This window comes from Streptomyces sp. NPDC033221 (genome assembly GCF_055577005.1).
The window spans coordinates 1-19,898 of record NZ_JBVIQN010000008.1 but is presented as its reverse complement, the minus strand read 5'-3'; the positions used below and the strand labels follow the sequence as shown (position 1 = coordinate 19,898).

Annotated in this window: 19 protein-coding genes; 11 read left to right on the top strand and 8 right to left on the bottom strand. The window is 69.3% G+C overall.

Features of this window, described 5'->3' with window-relative positions; all coding sequences use genetic code 11:
• Positions 1-265: 265 nt before the first annotated feature.
• The 9 genes from rpmH to ACZ53K_RS12455 all read left to right on the top strand — a co-directional run bounded on the left by rpmH (position 266) and on the right by ACZ53K_RS12455 (position 7,065).
• Positions 266-403, top strand: coding sequence for a 50S ribosomal protein L34 (gene rpmH, locus ACZ53K_RS12495; RefSeq protein WP_003949374.1), 138 nt, complete (start codon positions 266-268; stop codon positions 401-403).
• A 21-nt stretch (positions 404-424) separates the two neighbouring features.
• On the top strand, positions 425-823 hold the full coding sequence (gene rnpA, locus ACZ53K_RS12490) for a ribonuclease P protein component (protein WP_468487300.1): 399 nt from the start codon (positions 425-427) through the stop codon (positions 821-823).
• Positions 820-1,137: a membrane protein insertion efficiency factor YidD gene (gene yidD, locus ACZ53K_RS12485; RefSeq protein ID WP_406523353.1), complete on the top strand. Its 318-nt coding sequence runs from the start codon at positions 820-822 to the stop codon at positions 1,135-1,137. The genes rnpA and yidD overlap by 4 nt, the downstream gene beginning before the upstream one ends.
• A 3-nt stretch (positions 1,138-1,140) precedes the next feature.
• Entirely contained in the window at positions 1,141-2,334 is a 1,194-nt protein-coding gene (yidC, locus tag ACZ53K_RS12480; protein ID WP_468834597.1) for a membrane protein insertase YidC, read from the top strand.
• Between the two features lie 14 nt (positions 2,335-2,348).
• A complete protein-coding gene (locus ACZ53K_RS12475; RefSeq protein WP_468834594.1) occupies positions 2,349-2,882 on the top strand; it encodes a Jag family protein in 534 nt (177 codons plus the stop codon).
• Positions 2,883-2,986: 104 nt separating this feature from the next.
• The gene (gene rsmG, locus ACZ53K_RS12470) at positions 2,987-3,712 is read left to right on the top strand and encodes a 16S rRNA (guanine(527)-N(7))-methyltransferase RsmG (RefSeq protein WP_468834593.1); all 726 of its coding nucleotides are present in this window, start codon (positions 2,987-2,989) and stop codon (positions 3,710-3,712) included.
• Positions 3,713-3,967: 255 nt separating this feature from the next.
• Positions 3,968-5,044, top strand: coding sequence for a ParA family protein (locus tag ACZ53K_RS12465; protein WP_468834591.1), 1,077 nt, complete (start codon positions 3,968-3,970; stop codon positions 5,042-5,044).
• Positions 5,041-6,141: a ParB/RepB/Spo0J family partition protein gene (locus ACZ53K_RS12460; protein WP_468834589.1), complete on the top strand. Its 1,101-nt coding sequence runs from the start codon at positions 5,041-5,043 to the stop codon at positions 6,139-6,141. Before ACZ53K_RS12465 ends, ACZ53K_RS12460 begins: the two co-directional genes overlap by 4 nt.
• A 306-nt stretch (positions 6,142-6,447) precedes the next feature.
• Entirely contained in the window at positions 6,448-7,065 is a 618-nt protein-coding gene (locus ACZ53K_RS12455; RefSeq protein WP_468834588.1) for a GNAT family N-acetyltransferase, read from the top strand.
• Between the two features lie 103 nt (positions 7,066-7,168).
• On the opposite strand, the gene trxA is transcribed toward ACZ53K_RS12455, so the two are convergent.
• The 7 genes from trxA to ACZ53K_RS12420 form a co-directional block, all read right to left on the bottom strand.
• Positions 7,169-7,495 carry a thioredoxin gene (trxA, locus tag ACZ53K_RS12450; protein ID WP_030017069.1) on the bottom strand — a complete coding sequence of 109 codons (327 nt, stop codon included), beginning with the start codon at positions 7,493-7,495 and terminating at the stop codon, positions 7,169-7,171.
• Between the two features lie 51 nt (positions 7,496-7,546).
• Positions 7,547-8,521 carry a thioredoxin-disulfide reductase gene (gene trxB / locus ACZ53K_RS12445; RefSeq protein WP_468834584.1) on the bottom strand — a complete coding sequence of 325 codons (975 nt, stop codon included), beginning with the start codon at positions 8,519-8,521 and terminating at the stop codon, positions 7,547-7,549.
• Positions 8,522-8,638: 117 nt separating this feature from the next.
• Positions 8,639-9,574, bottom strand: a complete 936-nt coding sequence (locus tag ACZ53K_RS12440; RefSeq protein ID WP_468834581.1) for an anti-sigma factor family protein — start codon at positions 9,572-9,574, stop codon at positions 8,639-8,641.
• A complete protein-coding gene (gene sigM / locus ACZ53K_RS12435; RefSeq protein WP_468834578.1) occupies positions 9,571-10,266 on the bottom strand; it encodes an RNA polymerase sigma factor SigM in 696 nt (231 codons plus the stop codon). The genes ACZ53K_RS12440 and sigM overlap by 4 nt, the downstream gene beginning before the upstream one ends.
• A gap of 146 nt (positions 10,267-10,412) precedes the next feature.
• Positions 10,413-12,128, bottom strand: a complete 1,716-nt coding sequence (locus ACZ53K_RS12430; protein ID WP_468834575.1) for a protein kinase family protein — start codon at positions 12,126-12,128, stop codon at positions 10,413-10,415.
• A 107-nt stretch (positions 12,129-12,235) separates the two neighbouring features.
• Complete coding sequence (murJ, locus tag ACZ53K_RS12425) at positions 12,236-14,524, bottom strand: murein biosynthesis integral membrane protein MurJ (protein ID WP_468834573.1); 2,289 nt, start codon at positions 14,522-14,524, stop codon at positions 12,236-12,238.
• Positions 14,525-14,570: 46 nt separating this feature from the next.
• Positions 14,571-16,892, bottom strand: coding sequence for a DUF6049 family protein (locus tag ACZ53K_RS12420; RefSeq protein WP_468834570.1), 2,322 nt, complete (start codon positions 16,890-16,892; stop codon positions 14,571-14,573).
• A 210-nt stretch (positions 16,893-17,102) separates the two neighbouring features.
• Between ACZ53K_RS12420 and ACZ53K_RS12415 the strand changes: the two genes are divergently transcribed.
• Positions 17,103-18,578: a CCA tRNA nucleotidyltransferase gene (locus tag ACZ53K_RS12415; protein WP_468834569.1), complete on the top strand. Its 1,476-nt coding sequence runs from the start codon at positions 17,103-17,105 to the stop codon at positions 18,576-18,578.
• A 66-nt stretch (positions 18,579-18,644) separates the two neighbouring features.
• Here the strand turns inward: ACZ53K_RS12415 and ACZ53K_RS12410 are convergent, their stop codons facing one another.
• Entirely contained in the window at positions 18,645-18,947 is a 303-nt protein-coding gene (locus tag ACZ53K_RS12410) for an LppU/SCO3897 family protein (protein ID WP_468834567.1), read from the bottom strand.
• 556 nt (positions 18,948-19,503) lie between these two features.
• Between ACZ53K_RS12410 and ACZ53K_RS12405 the strand changes: the two genes are divergently transcribed.
• A partial coding sequence (locus ACZ53K_RS12405; protein WP_468834564.1) for a leucine zipper domain-containing protein occupies positions 19,504-19,898 on the top strand: 395 nt, incomplete at its 3' end.

The following is a 19,898-nucleotide window of genomic DNA, read 5'->3' as shown; positions in this document are numbered from 1 at the left end:
GTGATTCAAGTTGTTGTCCACAGGCTGTGCATAGTGTGTACCGGCGAGCAGCCGGTTTGACCGGATGACGCCGCCGCGCGTACCGTAACCAGGTCGAGTTGTCGATGGCTGCTGCCGCCTGCCTCCGATGGGTAAAGATCGCGCTCTAGTGATCGAAGTAGCGGTGCACTCGGGCGTTGCGAGCTACTCGTGGGCGCACGGTGACAGCCAGTCGACGCCCCACACCTGTCTCCCCGGAGACACCAAGCATCTCTGGAGCCCCCGAGTGAGCAAGCGCACCTTCCAGCCGAACAACCGTCGTCGCGCGAAGACCCACGGTTTCCGCCTGCGTATGCGTACCCGTGCCGGCCGCGCGATCCTCGCGTCCCGCCGTGGCAAGGGTCGCGCCCGCCTGTCGGCCTGAGCCCTGAGCTAGGTCCATGACGTGCTGCCTACCGAGCATCGGCTGAGGCGGCGCGAGGACTTTGCGACCGCGGTACGCCGGGGACGCAGGGCCGGGCGCCCGCTCCTCGTCGTCCATCTACGCAGCGGTGCAACGGACCCGCACGCAGCGGGGGAGAGCCCTCCCCCGGCGCGTGCGGGTTTCGTCGTGAGCAAGGCCATCGGCGGTGCCGTGGTCCGCAACAAGGTCAAGCGCCGGCTGCGCCACCTCGTGCACGACCGGCTGGACCGGCTGCCCGCCGGTAGCCTGGTTGTCGTACGGGCGCTGCCCGGTGCGGGCGATGCGGGTCACGACCAGCTGGCCCGCGACCTGGACACCGCGCTGCAGCGGCTGCTGGATGGAGATCCCCCCACCCGAGGTCAGGGGAGGGAGCCGCGGTGAAGTACCCGCTGCTGCTGTTGATCAAGCTGTACCAGTGGACCATCAGCCCTCTGCTGGGCCCGGTCTGCCGGTACTACCCGTCGTGCTCCCACTATGGCTATACGGCCATCGACCGGCACGGCGCGGTGAAAGGGACCGCGCTGACGGCTTGGCGCATCCTGCGTTGCAACCCGTGGTCGCCCGGTGGCGTCGACCACGTACCACCCCGGAAGCGTCCGGTCTGGCATCAGCGGCTGAGAAGCCGCCTGGGCGGGTCCGCCGTCCCTGAGCCTGCCGCACAGCCTGAGACTCAGCCCACCGCCCAAGGAGCCTGATTCGTGGACACGATCCTCAGTCCTCTCTATTACGCAGTTTCCTGGATCATCGTCCAGTTCCACTCGTTCTACAGCCTCATCTTCGACGAGAACAGTGGCGCGGCCTGGGGTCTGTCCATCGTCTCGCTGGTGGTGCTGATCCGTATCTGCCTGATCCCGCTCTTCGTGAAGCAGATCAAGTCGACGCGGAACATGCAGGCGCTCCAGCCGAAGATGAAGGCGATCCAGGAGCGCTACAAGAGCGACAAGCAGCGTCAGTCCGAAGAGATGATGAAGCTGTACAAGGAGACGGGCACCAACCCGCTCTCCAGCTGCCTGCCGATCCTGGCGCAGTCGCCCTTCTTCATCTCGCTGTACCAGGTCCTCAGCCACATCGCGAACAACCAGACTGTCGGCGTCATCAACCAGTCGCTGCTGGAGAGCGCGCAGCGGGCGCACATCTTCGGTGCCCCGCTGGCCGCGAAGTTCCTGGACACGCCGGAGAAGCTCGAAGCCCTGGGCGCCTCGGTCACCAACGTCCGCGTGGTCACCGTCATCATGATCGTCCTGATGTCGGCGTCGCAGTTCTACACGCAGCGCCAGCTGATGACCAAGAACGTCGACCTCACGGTGAAGACGCCGTTCATGCAGCAGCAGAAGATGCTGATGTACGTCTTCCCGATCATGTTCGCCGTCTTCGGTATCGGCTTCCCCGGCTTCCCCGTCGGCGTCCTCCTGTACTGGCTGACCACCAACGTGTGGACCATGGGCCAGCAGATGTTCGTCATCCGCCGGAACCCCACCCCGGGCAGCAAGGCCTTCGACGAGCGCCAGCAGCGCCTGCGGGCCAAGGGCAAGCTCACGGAGGACCCGGCCGAGGTCGAGGCCAAGAAGGTCGCCGAGGAGGCGCGCCAGAACCGGCAGCAGCCCAAGCGGCAGTCCAAGTCCCAGCGCCAGACGCAGCCCACCGGCAGCGGCAAGCAGGCCGGGAGCGGCAAGGCCGCCGGCGAAGCCGGTGCGCAGCGGCGCACCCGCGCGGGGGCCGGCTCCAGCGCTTCAGGTGCCTCCGACGCGGACGCTTCGACGAAGCAGTCCCTGGAGAAGAAGGCACCGCAGGACAGCAAGCCGAAGGGCGGTTCCTCCGCCTCCGGCTCCCGTAACGCCAAGTCTGGGCAGCGCAAGGGCCAGCAGCGCCCCAAGCACCCGTCCAAGAAGTAAGAAGGAGTCCTTCCGTGACGGACACGACCCGCCCCTCGTCGTCGACAGGGGGGACCCCGGCCGCCGAGGGGACCGACACCCTCACCCGCCTGGAGCAGGAGGGTGAGATCGCGGCCGACTACCTCGAGGGCCTGCTGGACATCGCCGATCTCGACGGTGACATCGACATGGACGTCGAGGCCGACCGCGCCGCCGTGTCGATCATCAGCGACTCCACCAGCCGCGACCTGCAGAAGCTGGTGGGCCGGGACGGTGAGGTGCTGGAGGCGCTCCAGGAGCTGACCCGGCTCGCGGTGCACCGCGAGACCGGCGACCGCAGCCGCCTGATGCTGGACATCGCGGGTTTCCGGGCGCAGAAGCGTGAGGAGCTGGCGGAGCTGGGCGCGAAGGCGGCGGAGGAGGCCAAGGGCACCGGCGAGCCGGTGAAGCTGAAGCCGATGACCCCCTTCGAGCGCAAGGTCGTGCACGACGCCGTGGCGGCGGCGGGGCTGCGCAGCGAGTCCGAGGGCGAGGAGCCCCAGCGCTGTGTGGTGGTCCTCCCGGCCTGACGGCCCGAGCCCACGATCAGCCTTGATGTCACCGGCCCCGTCTGTCTCGCAGGCGGGGCCACATCTTGTCAGCCTTATAACAGTCCAGAGGAAGGGCGGTTCCCGTGACGGACGCAGCAGCGGAGCTCCCACCCGCGCCGGAAGTGGCGCGCGAGGTGTTCGGTGAGCGTTTCCCGGAGGCCGTGCGTTACGGCGAGCTGCTCGCCGACGCGGGCGTACGCAGAGGCCTGATCGGCCCGCGCGAGGTGCCGCGGCTGTGGGAGCGGCACCTGCTGAACTGTGCGGTGCTCTCCGAGGTGGTGCCCGAGGGCGTCACCGTCTGTGATGTCGGCTCGGGGGCGGGGCTGCCGGGCATCCCGCTGGCCCTGGTGCGTCCGGACCTCAAGATCACACTGCTGGAGCCGCTGCTGAGGCGGACGAACTTCCTGCAGGAGGTGGTCGAGCTGCTCGGGCTGGACCACGTCACGGTGGTGCGCGGCCGTGCGGAGGAGGTCATGGGCAAGCTGCCGCAGGTGCATGTGGTGACCGCTCGTGCGGTGGCTCCGCTCGACCGGCTGGCGGGCTGGGGCGTGCCGCTGCTGCGTCCTTACGGCGAGATGCTGGCCCTCAAGGGGGACACCGCCGAGGAGGAGCTGAAGGGTGCCCGTGCCGCGCTGAGCAAGCTCGGCGTCGTGGAGACTTCGGTCGTCCAGGTCGGCGAGGGCATCGTGGACCCGTTGTCGACCGTGGTCCGCGTCGAGGTCGGCGAGAGCCCCGGCGGTGTGCGCTTCGCGGCCAAGCGTGCGAAGGCGGCCAGGCCCAGCCGGGCGCAGAGGGGGCGACGTCGCTGAGCGGGCCCGCCACGCCCGCTGACTACCCCAGTAAAGCCAACAAAACGACATAAAGCGGAGTGTCGCGCACAAAACGGACGCGACACTGTCATCGTGTTTCACGTGAAACGTCGTTCTCTGCTGCATGGAATCATCAGCCGTGGTCGCGCGGCTGCCGCGCCGCGTGACCGGAAACCCACACGGGTCACGGAAGTATCCACAGAGGTGGGTTCATCCACAGGAGAGCGGACCTCACTGGTTCACGACACCGAAAGCATGGCAGGCTCTGAGCACTGCGAGCCTGATGTCGAGGAGAGTGAATCCTTGCGGTCCGACGCCAACATCGCGGGACCGATGACCGACCCGGTCCCCGGTCCCCGTAGCGAGTCGCTCGGGGATGACGTTTCACGTGAAACGCCGTCCCCGATGGACGACACCCCGATCGGTCGTGCAGCTCAGCTGGCGGTTCAGACGCTTGGCCGCACCGGAGAAGCACTTCCCCGGCCCGAAGAGACCCGGGTCATGGTGGTCGCCAACCAGAAGGGCGGGGTCGGCAAGACCACCACGACGGTCAACCTTGCCGCCTCCCTGGCCCTGCACGGCGCCCGTGTCCTGGTCATCGACCTCGACCCCCAGGGCAATGCCTCCACCGCCCTGGGCATCGACCATCACGCCGAAGTCCCCTCCATCTACGACGTGCTGGTGGAGAGCAAGCCGCTGTCCGGCGTCGTGGTGCCGGTGCCCGACGTGGAGGGCCTGTTCTGCGCGCCCGCCACGATCGACTTGGCTGGCGCCGAGATCGAACTGGTTTCACTGGTAGCGCGGGAAAGCCGGCTGGACCGGGCCATCAAGGCGTACGAACAGCCTCTGGACTACATCCTCATCGACTGCCCGCCCTCGCTCGGCCTGCTGACCGTCAACGCTCTGGTCGCCGGTGCCGAGGTGCTGATCCCCATCCAGTGCGAGTACTACGCACTGGAAGGCCTCGGCCAGCTCCTGCGCAACGTCGACCTGGTGCGCGGGCACCTCAACCCCAAGCTCCACGTCTCGACGATTCTGCTCACCATGTACGACGGCCGGACCCGGCTGGCCTCCCAGGTGGCGGACGAGGTGCGCAACCACTTCGGCAGCGAGGTGCTGCGCACCAGCATCCCCCGTTCGGTCCGTATCTCCGAGGCGCCCAGCTACGGACAGACGGTCCTCACCTACGACCCGGGCTCCAGCGGCTCGCTCTCCTACCTGGAAGCGGCCCGGGAGATCGCCCTGCGCGGAGTCGCCCGGACCGGGACCGGGCCCGAGGGGCTCACCGTGAACTACGAACCACAGCACAGCATGTCGGAGGGGAATCAGTGAGCGAACGACGTAGAGGACTGGGCCGCGGGCTCGGTGCGCTGATCCCCGCGGCACCGCAGGCGGCGGACAACGCCGGCCCCGCGGTGGGCCGGGGAGCGACATCGCCGTCCGCGGTGCCGGTCCTGCCGACGGACCGCGGTGTGGCGGCGGCGAAGGTCACCTCGATCACGGCCAAGACCGTTTCACGTGAAACGGAAGAGCCGCAGCAGACCGAAGCGGTGGCGGACGTGGCGCAGGAGGTCGCCGGTGCGCACTTCGCCGAGCTGCCGCTCGACGCGATCACGCCCAACCCGCGGCAGCCGCGCGAGGTCTTCGACGAGGACGCGCTCGCCGAGCTGGTCACCTCCATCCAGGAGGTCGGCCTCCTCCAGCCGGTGGTCGTCCGGCAGACCGGGCCCCAGCGGTACGAGCTCATCATGGGAGAGCGCCGCTGGCGGGCCTGCCGCGAGGCCGGCCTGGAGCGGATCCCGGCGATCGTCCGGGCCACCGATGACGAGAAGCTGCTGCTGGACGCGCTGCTGGAGAACCTCCACCGGGCCCAGCTGAACCCGCTGGAAGAGGCGGCGGCATACGACCAGCTGCTGCGGGACTTCAAGTGCACCCACGACGAGCTGGCCGACCGCATCGGCCGGTCGCGCTCGCAGGTCTCCAACACCCTGCGGCTGCTGAAGCTCTCGACATCCGTGCAGCTCAGGGTCGCGTCCGGAGTGCTCTCCGCGGGGCACGCCCGCGCCCTGCTCGCCGTGGACGACTCGGAGGAGCAGGACCGGCTGGCGCGCCGCATCGTCGCCGAGGGGCTGTCGGTCCGTTCGGTCGAGGAGATCGTACGGCTGATGGGCTCGGAGCCGGCCGGTGCCACCAAGGCGAAGAAGCCGCGGGCCGGTGCCCGGGTGTCCCCCGCCCTGACCGGCCTCGCCTCCCGGCTGTCCGACCGCTTCGAGACCCGGGTGAAGGTCGATCTGGGGCAGAAGAAGGGCAAGATCGTCGTCGAGTTCGCCTCGATAGACGACCTGGAACGCATCCTCGGCACCCTGGCCCCCGGAGAGGGCCGGGTGCTCGACAAGAGCCTCGCCGAGGAGAACGGCGAAGAGGACTGACCCGAGTCTCCCGGCCCCCGGGGCGGGCCGTGTTCCGGTGCTTTGCGGAACACGGCCCGCCCTTTGCTGTGTGGCGGTACCCGCGTACGCGGACCGTGGATACGATGCGATCGGGTATGGCGCACATCCACGTGGAAACCCCCACAACAAGGAGTAAGCCATGCGAACGGTGAGCCGCACCGGACTGCTGGCAGCGGGCTTCGGCCTGGGCGCAGTCGGTGGTTTCGTCGGTGGCCTGCTCAGCGAGCGGGAGGTACGGGCGGCATCGCGCGGTGCGGCGGGCGAGGGAAGCGAGGACCTGTCTTCATGGGCCGTCGGCTCGTACCGCTCACGCTGGACAACCTTCCGGATCTCCCCAAGCGCTGCCGCTCCTGCGTCTTCTGGGAGCTCGACCCCGTCAGCGGGGAAGCCGCGGTAAGAGCGGGCCGGCCAGAGCTGGAGAAGGAGGCCTGGATCTCGGCCGTCCTCCTGGAATGGGGTTCCTGCGGGCGAGTGGCCTATGTCGACGACATCCCGGTCGGCTTTGTGCTGTACGCCCCGCCCGCCTACGTGCCGCGCTCGACGGCTTTCCCCACGAGCCCGGTGTCCCCCGACGCCGTACAGCTCCTCACGGCCTGGCTGACGCCGGGGTATCAGGGGCAAGGGCTGGGCCGGGTGCTGGTGCAGACGGTGGCCAAGGACCTCATCCGCCGTGGCTTCAAGGCGGTCGAGGCCTTCGGTGATGCCCGCTGGAAGGAGCCCGCATGTGTGCTTCCCGCCGACCACCTCCTGGCCGTCGGCTTCAAGACGGTCCGCCCACACCCCCGCTTCCCCCGCCTGCGGCTTGAGCTGCGCACCACGATCTCGTGGAAGGAAGACGTGGAGCTGGCCCTCGACCGTCTCCTGGGCGCAGTGCAGAAAGAACCCGCCCTGCGTCCGCTCTAGGAAGCCTCCGACGACAGCGTCTGGAGCCCGGGCCCGCCCGCACAACGCGAACGGGCCCGGCCCCCGGAGGGGCGGGCCCGTTCGCGCGGGTGGCCGAGTGCGATCAGGCGAGGAAGTCGCCCAGCTCGCGCTCCAGCATCGCCTTCGGCTTGGCACCGACGATGGTTTTCACGACCTCGCCGCCCTGGTAGACGTTCATCGTCGGGATCGACATGACGCCGTACTTGGCGGTGGTGGTCGGGTTCTCGTCGGTGTTCAGCTTGGCGATCACGATCTCGTCGTGCTCGGCGGCGATGGCCTCCAGCGACGGGGCGATCTGGCGGCACGGGCCGCACCAGGTGGCCCAGAAGTCCACGAGTACGGGCTTGTCGCTCTTGAGGACGACCTCTTCGAAGTTGGCGTCCGTCACGGTCACCGTGGCACCGGCCATGGCAGTCTCCTTACTGGGTGGGGTGGGGCATCGGGGGGCGTCGGGGATCGGTCAGGCGGAGACGGTCTTCTCCGGCTCGGGCACGTCCTCGCTGTCCGAGAGAGCGGCGAGGTGCCGCTCGGCGTCCAGGGCCGCGGAGCAACCCGTACCGGCCGCCGTGATGGCCTGGCGGTAGGTGTGGTCCACGACGTCGCCGGCGGCGAAGACGCCCGTGATGTTCGTACGAGTGCTGGGGGACTCCACCTGGAGGTAGCCCTCGTCGTCCAGCTCCAGCTGGCCCTTGAACAGCTCGGTCCGCGGGTCGTGGCCGATCGCGATGAACAGGCCGGTCACCGGGGACTCCGAGGTCTCGCCGGTCTTCAGGTTGCGCAGCGTCAGGCCGGAGAGCTTGTTCTCGCCGTGGATCTCGGCGACCTCGCTGTCCCAGACGAAGCTGATCTTCGGGTCGGCGAAGGCACGCTCCTGCATCGCCTTGCTGGCCCGTAGCGTGTCGCGGCGGTGGATGATCGTGACCGACTTGGCGAAGCGGGAGAGGAAGGTGGCCTCCTCCATCGCGGTGTCGCCGCCGCCGACCACGGCGATGTCCTGGTCCTTGAAGAAGAACCCGTCGCAGGTGGCGCACCACGAGACACCGCGGCCGGACAGCTCGTCCTCACGCGGCAGGCCCAGCTTGCGGTGCTGGGAACCGGTGGTGACGATCACGGCCTTGGCGCGGTGCACGGTGCCGGCGGTGTCGGTGACGGTCTTGATCTCTCCGGTCAGGTCGACCGAGACGATGTCGTCCGCAACGAGCTCGGCACCGAAGCGCTCGGCCTGGGCGCGCATGTTGTCCATCAGGTCCGGGCCCATGATGCCGTCACGGAACCCGGGGAAGTTCTCCACCTCGGTGGTGTTCATCAGCGCGCCACCGGCGGTGACGGCGCCCTCGAAGACCAGCGGCTTCAGGGAGGCACGGGCGGTGTAGAGCGCGGCGGTGTAGCCCGCGGGCCCGGAGCCGATGATGATCACGTTACGGACGTCGCTCACGGGTGTCTTCCTTGTCTCTGCCGACTGCTTGCTGGGGCTCTCGGTGAACTCTCACCCCACCCAACGGATCCTACGGGGCAAGCATTCCCGCGGTGCCCCGGCGCCCTTGCCGCCGGTTCAGACTCGCCGGTACGAGTGGGTCAGCAGAACCTTCCCAGGGGCCGGCGGAGACGCCGAGACGCAGGAGGACGCGATGACGTAGGCCGTGACGCGGTCGACGTCGGTCGGGTGCGGCAGCACCACGAGATACGCGTCCTGGCCCTCGTAGGAGCTGTGCGCGGACGCCAGGGGGACATCGGGGCGCCCGGTACCGCGCTGGACGCAGGACGGAACGGTGTCCTTCGCACCGCGCAGCGGGGCGTCGGGAGAACTCTGTGTGCCGACATCCGGAGCCTTCTTGGCGCTCGACGAGCTGAGCAGGTCGTGTACCCGCGTCTCCAGCGTGGCGGACGTCAGCGCGGAGGCGTTTCCGGTGCTCTTCTCGGACGCCTTGGTGTGCGCCTTCTGCGCGGAGGTCTGGCCGGTTCCGGTGCCCGCGTTCTGAAAGACGATCCCGCCGACACCGATGACCGCCGCGGCGGCCGCGGCGCCGAGCAGCGCCCTCGGCCAGCGCCGGCCTCGGGACCGGGCACCGGCTGTCCGGCGCCCGGGGCCGGAAGCCGCCCGGGGGCGTCCCGCGGGCCGGGTGACGGAGCCGGGAGAGGCGATGGACGGCGCTGCCTCGGTTTCACGTGAAACGGGGGTGGCCACAGCCGCCGGGGTTTCACGTGAAACAGCCGATTCCTGGTTCGGCGCGGTGGAGTCGAGCAGCGCCTCGGCCGCCAGCGCCGCGTCAATACGTCCCGCGACATCGGCCGGCATACGCGTAGGGCCCGGGAGCGTGCCCAGCAGGCCCCGGATCTCCTCCAAGGAGGCATGCACGTCCTCGCACAGCTCACAGCACGCCAGGTGATCGCGTAGATCGGCGGTACGGGACGGGGAGAGCAGACCGTCCGTAAGCGCGGAGATCTCGGCAACCTCCGGGTGCTCGTCCGTGTCGGTCGTAGAAGTCACGAGCGCCCACCTCCGCCCTTCACGGCATCTGTGTCCTTCGGCCCTGCCGCCTCTGGGACGGATGTCCCCTGCGCCCGGTTCCTTCCCCGGCTGACGGGTCTGCTATCCCCTTCATTCGGGCGCAGATGGGTGAGCATCGGAAGAAGCCGTGCGCGGCCCCGTGCACAACGGCTCTTCACTGTCCCCGTGGGGACGTCGAGGATCGCCGCGGCCTCGGCCACCGGATATCCCTGCATGTCAACGAGGACCAGCGCGGCACGTTGTTCTTCGGGCAGGGTGCGCAGCGCGCTGAGCAGTTCCCGGTGCAGATCCTGTCGCTCGGCCGGCACGGCGGCGGACTCGTGCGGCTCCAGCAGCTGCTCCAGTCGCTCGGTCTCCGCGACCGGCGACGTACGGCGGGAGGCCGCTTTGCGGGCCCGGTCCAGACAGGCGTTGACCGTGATGCGGTGCAGCCAGGTGGTGACGGCCGACTGGCCGCGGAAGGTGTGGGCGGCCCGGTAGGCCGATACAAGAGCGTCCTGCACGGCGTCGGCTGCTTCTTCCCGGTCGCCGAGCGTACGAAGCGCCACCGCCCAGAGCCGGTCACGGTGGCGCCGGACTATCTCGCCGAAGGCGTCGGGGTCGCCTTTGACGTGGCGAGCGAGAAGATCGCTGTCACTTACGTCGTGAGGCCCGTTGGTCCCCGCCTCCACGTGCCCCCCTGTGCGGGTAGCGGATATCTGGGCCCCATTGAAGCCGGTCCCCCGCAGGAAGTAAACAAGCTCGTGAGTCGGCCGGACCCCGTTGCCGAGAAGCGGGTCAGGCCCTTCGAGCGCCCCGTTCAGGGCGCTCGAAGGGGTCAGCCATTGACCTTGATCTCCGAGATGCCGCCCCGGTAGCCGCCCCCGTCGCTGGGCAGTTCCGTGATGTGGACCAGGACGTAACGCGCCTTGACGGGCTTGTCGAGCTTCACGGACAGAGTGTTGCCCGCCTTCTCCAGCTTGGACAGCCGCTGCGAGAACGCGCTGAGGGTGGTCGGGTCGGAGGCGGAGTCGGGGGCCGCCAGGACCTCGGCCGTCTGGCCCGGCCGGTACATGCTGACCTCGACGCTGGAGATCTCCTGCACACTTCCCAGGTCGACGACGAGCCCACTGCCGTCCGCACGGTTGTCCAGGTTGCCGAAGTTGGCCCAGCCGAAGAACTGCTTGGTCACCCAGGCGGTCGCCGGGTCTCCGTCCACAGCGTTGGGGGGCCGGTTCCCCGAGCCGCTGATGGGGGAGCTGGTCCGGGGAGAGAACTCGGTAGCGCCGTCGATCTTGATCGGCTTCGGGGCGGGCTTCTTCTGCTGACCGCTCTCGGGCTGTGTGCTCTCCTGGTTTTCCTGGCCCTCACCCTTCAAGAGGGTGTCCGCCAGCTGCCAGCTCCCGAGACCCAGGGCCGCGATGAGCAGTCCGGACACGCACCACTTCAGGGCACGGCCGGTACGGCTCTGCAGGGGCGGCGGCGGGGTGGGCACGGGCGCGGTCCGTGCCGTCGCGCCGCCGTTGCGCGACGGGGGCTGCCCGTACGAGCCCTGCTGGAAGGCAGTGCGCTGGTAGGGCGGCGGGGAGGTGAAGGACGTCTCCGGCGGACGGATACGCGGTATGGCCGTGACGGCCTTCGCCAGCTCTTCCGGAGTGGTGCAGGCCGGCTCCTGGCGGGAGGCGGTGGCACCGTCGTTGACCAGCGCCCGCATGGCCAGCTCGGACAGGCCGCGGTGAACCCCGGCCCGTACCTGGTCCGGCGGGATCATGCCGATGTCCTTGGGCAGCCCCGACAGGCCGTACGCGTCGCTCTCGTACGGCCAGCGCTGGGTCAGCGCGGCGTACAGGAGCGCGCCGATGGCCTCGGTGTCCGTGCGCTGCGGGTGCTCGCTGGTGATGCCGCGCAGCGCCGCCATCACGGCCAGGCCGCGGATGCGGTACTGCCCGGACTCGGTCCGCAGCACCGAACCGGGGTTGAGCCTGAGATGGGACAGGCCTTCCCGGTGGGCGGCGGCCATGGCCTGGGAGACCTGGCTGACGAGCTGATAGGCGTCGTGCGGTTCGAGTGGGCCGCTCGCGAGTACGGCGGTCAGTTCCGTGGCGTCCGGCAGCCACTCGTGCACGACGTAGACGAGGTCGTTCTCCTCGACCGCGTCGAGGACCTGCACGAAGCGGGGGTCACCGAGCAGCGCGGCGGAGCGCGCGGCGGACAGCACGGGGCGGGCACGCGGGTGGTCCGCGGGCAGGATGTGTACGCCGACAGCACGGCGCAGTTTCTCGTCGACCGCACGCCAGCTGCTGAATCCGTCCAGACGGGTGACGCACTCCTCCAGGCGGTAGCGTCTGGCGAGCTTGTGGCCGCTGTGCAGTTCGGGCGGCTCGGTGTCGGTCACCGCGGCAGGCTGATCGCCGGTGCGTGCGGTGTCCTTGTCCGTGCCGGTTACGCTCTCGGCCTCCGCACCGTCGTTCGTGGCCTCTCCCGCCTGGGCGGTCAGCGGTTTCTCACCGCTCGTGTCGGCCACGTCGACGGCAGCCGTGCTCCGTTCCGCCACCGTCGTTCCTGCCTCCCCATCCGTTGCAGGCTCTACGAGCCAAGACAATTGTGCCCACAGTCCGCCACTATGCACGACACACGGTTGCGGCCGATGGTTGTGCCCGCTCAGCGACCCAGCTTGGCGCGCACCATGCCGACCATGGCGTTCATCTCCTCGACCCGCATCCGCTTCGCGGCGAGGAAGAAGACGGCGATCAGTGTGACACCGCCGCCGACCAAGGCGGCCAGCGAACCGGTGACCCCGCTGCCGAGCGCCAGGGTGATTCCGTATGCGGCCGCCCCGCCGACCAGCGCGGCGGGGACACAGGCACCGGCGAGCCGGGCGTACGTACGAATGACGTGCGGCCCGTCCAGGTCGCCGCCCAGCCGTGTGCGCAGGCGCCGCCAGGCCACGCCGACGCCGACGGCGTAGGCCAGTCCATAGGAGGCCGCGAGGCCCACCACGACCCAGCGGGCCGGCAGCAGGAGGAAGCACAGTCCGGAGCCCGCCGCGTTGACGGCGGCGACGATCACCGTGTTGAAGAACGGCGTGCGGGTGTCCTCGTAGGCGTAGAAACCCCGCAGGATGACGTACTGCGCGGAGTACGGGATCAGGCCCAGCCCGAACGCCATGATCACGTAACCGATGTTGGTGGCACCGGCGCCGGCGCTGGAGAACATCAGGGTCGCCATGGGCACACCGAGCGCCACGAACGCGAAGGCGCACGGCACGATGGCCACCGCGGAGGTCCGCAGCCCGTAGGAGATGTCGTCGCGTACGGCGGTGACGTCCCCGTCGTGCGCGGCCCGGGAGATGCGCGGCAGGACGGCGGTCATGACCGAGACGGTGATGATGGCCTGCGGCATCTGCCAGAGCTGCAGCGCGTAGTTGTAGGCGGTGATACCGGTGCCGGAGTGGCCCTCGCCCTCGGCCACCGAACCGGCCCAGGTGGCGATCTGGGTCACCACGACCATGCCGAGCTGGTTGGCGAGGACGAAGAAGAAGGTCCACTTGGCGAGCCGGGCGGCCTTGCCGAGCCCGTGCCCACGCCAGTCGAATCGGGGCCGCAGCCGGAATCCGGCGTCCCGGAGGTAGGGGAACATGGCGAGCGCCTGCACGGTCAGCCCGAGCAGTGTGCCGAGGCCCAGCAGCCGGATCGCGTCGGCGGAGACGTTGCCCGCGCTCACGCCGCTCTGCGAGAAGCTGCCGAAGACCCAGATGAACGCGCCGAACGTGGCGATCACGATGATGTTGTTGAGGACCGGGGTCCACATCATCGCGCCGAACCGGCCGCGGGCGTTGAGGATCTGTCCGAGCACGACGTGCACGCCCATGAAGAACATGGTCGGCAGGCAATAGCGCGCAAAGGCGACCGCGACTTCCATCTGCTCGGGATCGGAGGCGATCTTCGGCGACATCATGCCGATGAAGACCGGCGCCGCCAGCACACAGACCGTGGTGACGCCGGCCATCAGCACGGTGACCAGGGTCAGGAGGCGGTTGGCGTACGCCTCGCCGCCGTCTTCGTCGTTCTTCATGGCCCGTACCAGCTGCGGGATGAACACCGCGTTCAGCGCGCCGCCACCGACGAGGATGTAGATCATCGTCGGCAGGGTGTTGGCGACCTGGTACGAGTCGTTGAGGGTGCCGACGCCGATCGCCGCGGCGATGACGAGGTTGCGGACGAAGCCCAGGATGCGGGAGACCAGCGTGCCGGCGGCCATGACCGCGCTGGACTTCAGCAGCCCCGAGGCGCGCCCGCCGGAGCGCTTGGCGGGCGCGGCCGGCTCCGGGACGGGCGCGGGCGGCTGTTCCGGCACGGCGGCGGCCTGCGCAACGGGCTCCTGCGGCGGTGTCATCGGCTGCTGCTGCTCATACGGGCGTTGCTGCTCGTACGGCCGTTGCTGACCATAAGGCTGCTGAGCTTCATGCGGCCGCTGCGGTTCATACGGGCGCTGAGGGTCGTAGGACTGCTGCTGGTCCCGGTACAGATGCGCGAAGGCGTCCGGCTCCGGGCGCTCGTCGGCGGCCTGCGTGATGAGGTCGTCCACCCCCACGTACTGCGTCGTGGCGGCGTCGTCCCCGTAGGGCAGGTGCCGGGTCGGTCCCTGGGGCTCAGGGGGTGGCGGTGGGGCCCACACCTGGGGGTCGGGAGTGTGCTGCGGCGCAGGCGGCTGCTGATAGAGCGGGTTGGGGGCCTGGCCGGGAGGCGGCGGGGGGTGGGCCGACCGGTCGTAGAAGACGTCGTTCACCGGGTCCTGAGTCGTGGGGTCCTGCGACCGGTACGGGTCGTTGGCGTACGCGTCCTGCATGTACGGGTCATGGGGCGGTTGCCCCTGGGGCGTCGGCGGTCCCTGACCCGCGGGGGTGCCGTGCGCACCCCTGCTGCGGTCACCGTCGTACGGCGCATTCATCGCTGCCCCACCTCATCCGTCGCCGGCCATCCGGCCCCGCCATCTATCAACGGTCCACTTTCTCACCTGAGCCGGAGGCGTCCGTGCTTTCCGAACCGGTGTCCGGCTTGGGGTCACCCGGCTGCACCGGCTCGTCACCGTCCGTACCGCCGCCGTCCCCGCTGCCGCCGTCGGCCCCGTCGGCTCCGTCAGGTCCCTCGCCACCGTCGGACTCCTCCTCGTCGCGCCGGGTTCCGGCCCGCTTGCGCTGGAGGTAGATCCGCACACCGGCGAGGACGAGCAGCAGTACGCCGCCCGCGATGACGAGCATGATCGTCGAGGTGATCTCGGTGACGTTGACCTGGAAGGTCATCGGCAGGCCGTACGGCTTGCCCTCGGCGGTGTAGAGCTGCGCCGTCACCTGCACGGGACCGTTGGCGTTCGCCGTCGTGTCGAACTTGAACGACTGGCTGTGGCCGCCGTCGACCGTGATCTCCTGCGGCTCGCCCGTGTCGAGGCGGTTGGGCTGCGAGGACGTGAGTTCCAGCGTCAGGCCCTTCACACCCTGGACCAGGTTGTTCTGCACCGTCACCGGGATGGTCGCGCTGCGTCCGGAGAGCGTCGCGTCCGACTTCTGGATCAGCTGCACGTTCTTCGTCAGGCTTCTGAGGTAGGTACGGACGGAACTGCGGAACGCCGCGGCACCCTCCTCGTCGCCCCGCCACTCGGTCGACATCTCCCGCCTGATGGCGTTGCCGAACGGCGTCACCACCCGGCCTGGGTGGGCCAGCACGACCTGGAAGTCGTCCAGCGTGGTCTGGGTGTCCTGGATCTCTTCGAAGGCCTCGGTCGGCAGTTCCTGCTTGCGCAGCAACGCCGGGTACTCGGAGCTCCTGGGCACGTCGCGGTTGGCGTTCGGGTCGGGCGCGGCCTTGGCGGCACCCGCCAGGTTCAGCGGCTCGGCCCAGCGGCCCGGCACCAGATTCTTCACACCGGCGGCCATCGCCTGGGCCTGGCTGACCGACGGCGTGCGCTGCGGGGCGACGACGATGTTGCGCTGCCGCTCGGGCTCCTGGCCGTTGACCATCAGGCTCTGGGCGAGGAACTCCTGAATCGCGAGGGTGGAGTTCTCGGCCTTGGCCAGATCGCCCTGGAAGGCGGTGGACAGTCGCGCGTCCGCGACGATCGCGGTGTTCCCGCCGCCGATGGGACGGGCCGCCGTCGGGCTGTAGGAGAGGCCGTTGTCCTGGAGGCTGTCGCTGCGGGTGATGATGTTGTGGGCGCCGCCGGAGGTGGCCACATCGACGATCGAGGAGTCGACGGCACCCTCGGCGGGCCAGGCGAAGTCGGTACGGGGCTTGACGCCCAGGATCGTCTCCACGGTCGTGGCCGCCAGCGTCGTGGCCGGGCCGAGGTGACCGAGTGCGCTGGGGACCTCCTTGCCGCGGTGGGCGAGGGAGGCCAGATCGGGGTCGCCGAAGGGGAGCGCGACGACCTCATGGGTCTTCACGGCCTCCTCCACCTGCTTCAGCCACTGCTTGGCGACCGCCTGGTTCTTGCCCGGCGTGGGACCGTTCGGTCCTTCGACCTTGTAGGCCTTGGTCATCGCGTCGACGGACGCGAGCACGTCGGGATCGATGACGAAGGTGACGGGGAGGTCCTTGCCGAGCGCCACGAGCTGCTGGAGCCGCCCGCCGGGGGCGATCTCCGCGGCCAGGTTGTCGTTGCGGAAGACGGGGGTCTGCTCCGCGTCCGCGTCGGTTTCCGCGGTGATGTGCGTCGAGGAGATCAACGGCCACAGGTACGTGAGCTGACTCTTCTTCGCCACGTCGGAGGTCTGCCAGGGCAGGAACGTCCGCTGGACGCCGAGCACCTGGTCGTACGAGGCGCCGCCGGACCGGCCGGACAGGGACACGCCGAGCGGGTAGACACCGTCGCCACCCAGACCGAGATCCTTGACCGGCACGTGGAGGGTGAAGGTGCGGCTGACACCCGGAGCCAGCGTGTCGATCTTCTGGGTGCGTTTCTCGATCTCCTCACCGTCCGCGCCGGGCGAGAAGCCGGTGCGCTTGGCGGTCGTGTCGATGGCGCTGCGACTGCTGAGGGCAGGCCCTCGCCGCAGGCCCACGTGCGCATCGGTGACCGCGGAGTCGCTGCGGTTGGTGAGGGTGCCGGAGATGGTGAGGGTGTCGTCCTTCTTCGGCGCGTTGGGCGTGAGCGCGTCGATGGAGACGTCGACGGTGCGCGGACCGGCGGCACGGGCTTCGGGGGCGTCCGGGAGCTGCACCATCGCCGCAAGCAACGGCACCCCGGCGATCAGTGCCGCGGCCCGGCGCAACCACCGACCGCGCGGCCGTTCACTCCCCTGGAACCCTGCCGCCTCGGCCACGCGTTCGTCCGTCCCTCGTCGTCGTCAGTGGTCGTCGGAATGTGCGTCCACGCATGGTAACGAGACCTGCTGTGGTGAAGTGCTGGGGACTGCTCCACAAGATCGCCTGATGCCCGGTCGCGGGAAGGCCTTGTCCTCTTTCCGTGGGGATGCCGGATGAGGGAGGCGACGGGACGCCGGGCCGGACGCAGCCACGTACCCTGTTTTGTTGTGCCGAACGCCAACAATGACTTCCTCGCCCCGCAGCCCGAGCGGACCCCGCAGCCGACGAGCGCGCTGAGCCAGGCGCAGCGCCGTGCCGTCGGTGAACTGTTGCGGGTGTCCCCCGTCGCGGACGACCTGGCCCGCCGTTTCCAGGAGGCCGGGTTCACGCTTGCCCTGGTCGGCGGTTCGGTGCGGGACGCCCTGCTCGGCCGGCTCGGCAACGACCTGGATTTCACCACCGACGCCCGTCCCGAGGACGTGCTGCGGATCGTCCGGCCATGGGCGGACGCGGTGTGGGAGGTCGGCATCGCCTTCGGCACGGTCGGCTGCAAGAAGGACTCGTTCGACATCGAGGTCACCACGTACCGCTCCGAGGCGTACGACCGGACCTCGCGCAAGCCCGAGGTGTCCTACGGCGACTCCATCGAGCAGGATCTGGTGCGCCGCGACTTCACGGTGAACGCCATGGCGGTGGCCCTGCCGCAGAAGGAGTTCATCGATCCGCACAACGGCCTGGAGGACCTGGCGGCGCGCGTCTTGCGGACGCCGGGTACGCCGGAGGAGTCGTTCTCCGACGATCCACTGCGGATGATGCGGGCTGCCCGGTTCGCGGCCCAGCTGGACTTCGAGGTGGCCGAGGACGTCGTCTCCGCCATGAAGGCCATGGCCGAGCGCATCGACATCGTCTCCGCCGAGCGGGTGCGGGACGAGCTGAACAAGCTGCTGCTGGGAGCCCATCCGCGCAAGGGCCTCAAGCTGCTGGTCGACACCGGAATCGCTGACCGGGTGCTGCCGGAGCTGCCCGCCCTGCGACTGGAACGTGACGAACATCACCGCCACAAGGACGTCTATGAGCACTCGCTGACGGTGCTGGAGCAGGCCATCGACCTCGAAGAGGACGGGCCGGACCTGGTGCTGCGGCTGGCGGCGCTGCTGCACGACATCGGCAAGCCGAAGACGCGGCGCTTCGAGAGCGACGGTCGGGTCTCCTTCCACCACCACGAGGTGGTGGGCGCGAAGATGACCAAGAAGCGGATGACCGCGCTGAAGTACTCCAACGACATGATCAAGGACGTGTCGCTCCTGGTGGAGCTGCACCTGCGCTTCCACGGCTACGGGACGGGCGAGTGGACCGACTCCGCGGTCCGCCGGTATGTGCGGGACGCGGGCCCGCAGCTGCGCCGGCTGCACAAGCTGACGCGCTCGGACTGCACGACGCGCAACAAGCGCAAGGCCAACGCTCTCTCCCGTGCCTACGACGGGCTGGAGGAGCGGATCGCGCGTCTGCAGGAGCAGGAGGAGCTGGACTCGATCCGGCCGGACCTGGACGGCAACGACATCATGCAAATTCTCGGCGTCGTTCCCGGCCCTGCGGTCGGCAAGGCGTACAAGCACATGCTGGAACTCCGGCTGGAGAACGGCCCAATGGAGCGGGACCAGGCCGTCGCGGCCCTTCGGGAGTGGTGGGCCGAGCAGAGCTGAGTCCGTTGTTTCACGTGAAACACGGCAGCGGAGAGCCGCCGTGTTTCACGTGAAACCAGCCCTGCCCTACTTCTTCATGTCCTCAAGGCAGAGCAGAATCTTGTGGCGGCCCCTGCGTCCGGTGGCTTCCGTGTAGGCGTTGTACTTCGTCAGGTCGCACAGCTTCTCGTCGGTGGTGTTCTCGTGCACCTCGGCAACCTTGTAGGCGGCATCGGAGCCGGCGCAGTCCACCTTCTCCAGGTCCGGCCGGATGGTCGTGCCGTTGTTCTTCATGCAGTCACCGACGGCTGCCTTGTTGGCGTCCGTGCTGAAGAAGGAGTTGAAGGCCGCGAGCCCTCCGAGCACCAGGCCCATGACGACGAGGGTCATGACGACACGAGTGACCTTCCGGCCCACGGTGTCCGGTCGCTGCGGACTGGGCGGCTGAGGCGTCGGTCCCTGAGGCGGCACACCGTAAGGCTGCTGCGGGGGAGCCGCCTGCGGCCAAGGGGCCCCTTGCTGCTGCGGCGCTTGCGGCGGATACGCGTAGCCGCCCTGAGGCTGGCCGTACGGCGCCTGAGGAGCCTGCGGGGGCTGGCCGTAGGGGCTCGGCCCCTGCGGCGGCTGTCCGTACGGTGCGTTCGGTGCCTGCGGGTACGGGTTCTGACCGTAGGGATTCTGCCCGTACGGGTGCTGGCCCGGAGGCGGCGGCATGGTCACGAAGGTCCCCCTGAAAACGATGCGTCATGTACGTGTCGGAAGCACGTAAGGTACCGGGTCGCGTGGCGGCCTGATCGCTGTCGGGCTTTTTGGCCGCCGTCCGCTCTAGCTGTGCTGTCCCGGGACGTTGGTGACAGGCGACGCGCCTGGAGTGGTGCTTGAACGAGGTGAGGGCCTTCTGGCTCGGTGTGGATTGCATCATCTACGCCGAGTGCAGGAGGCCCTCGTGATCCACCGTAACGCTCCACTGACCCCGACCGGCAGGCTGCGGCTGGCCCGATGTGTCATCGACGAGGGCTGGCCGTTGCGCCGGGCCGCGGAACGCTTCCAGGTCAGCCATACCACCGCGGCCCGCTGGGCCGGCCGCTACCGACTGCACGGCCACGCGGGCCTGACGGACCGCTCCAGCCGGCCCCACCACCAGCCCCGTCGCACGTCAGCAGCGGTGGAGAACAAGGTCGTGCGCCTGCGGGGCGAGCACCGGATCGGTCCGCTGCGGCTGGCCGCGCGTGCCGGTGTCGCGGCCTCCACCGCCCACAGCATCCTCAAGCGCCACGGCCTGCCGCCGCTGGCCGCCACCGACCGGGCCACCGGCGAGCCGGTGCGCCGCTACGAACGCGC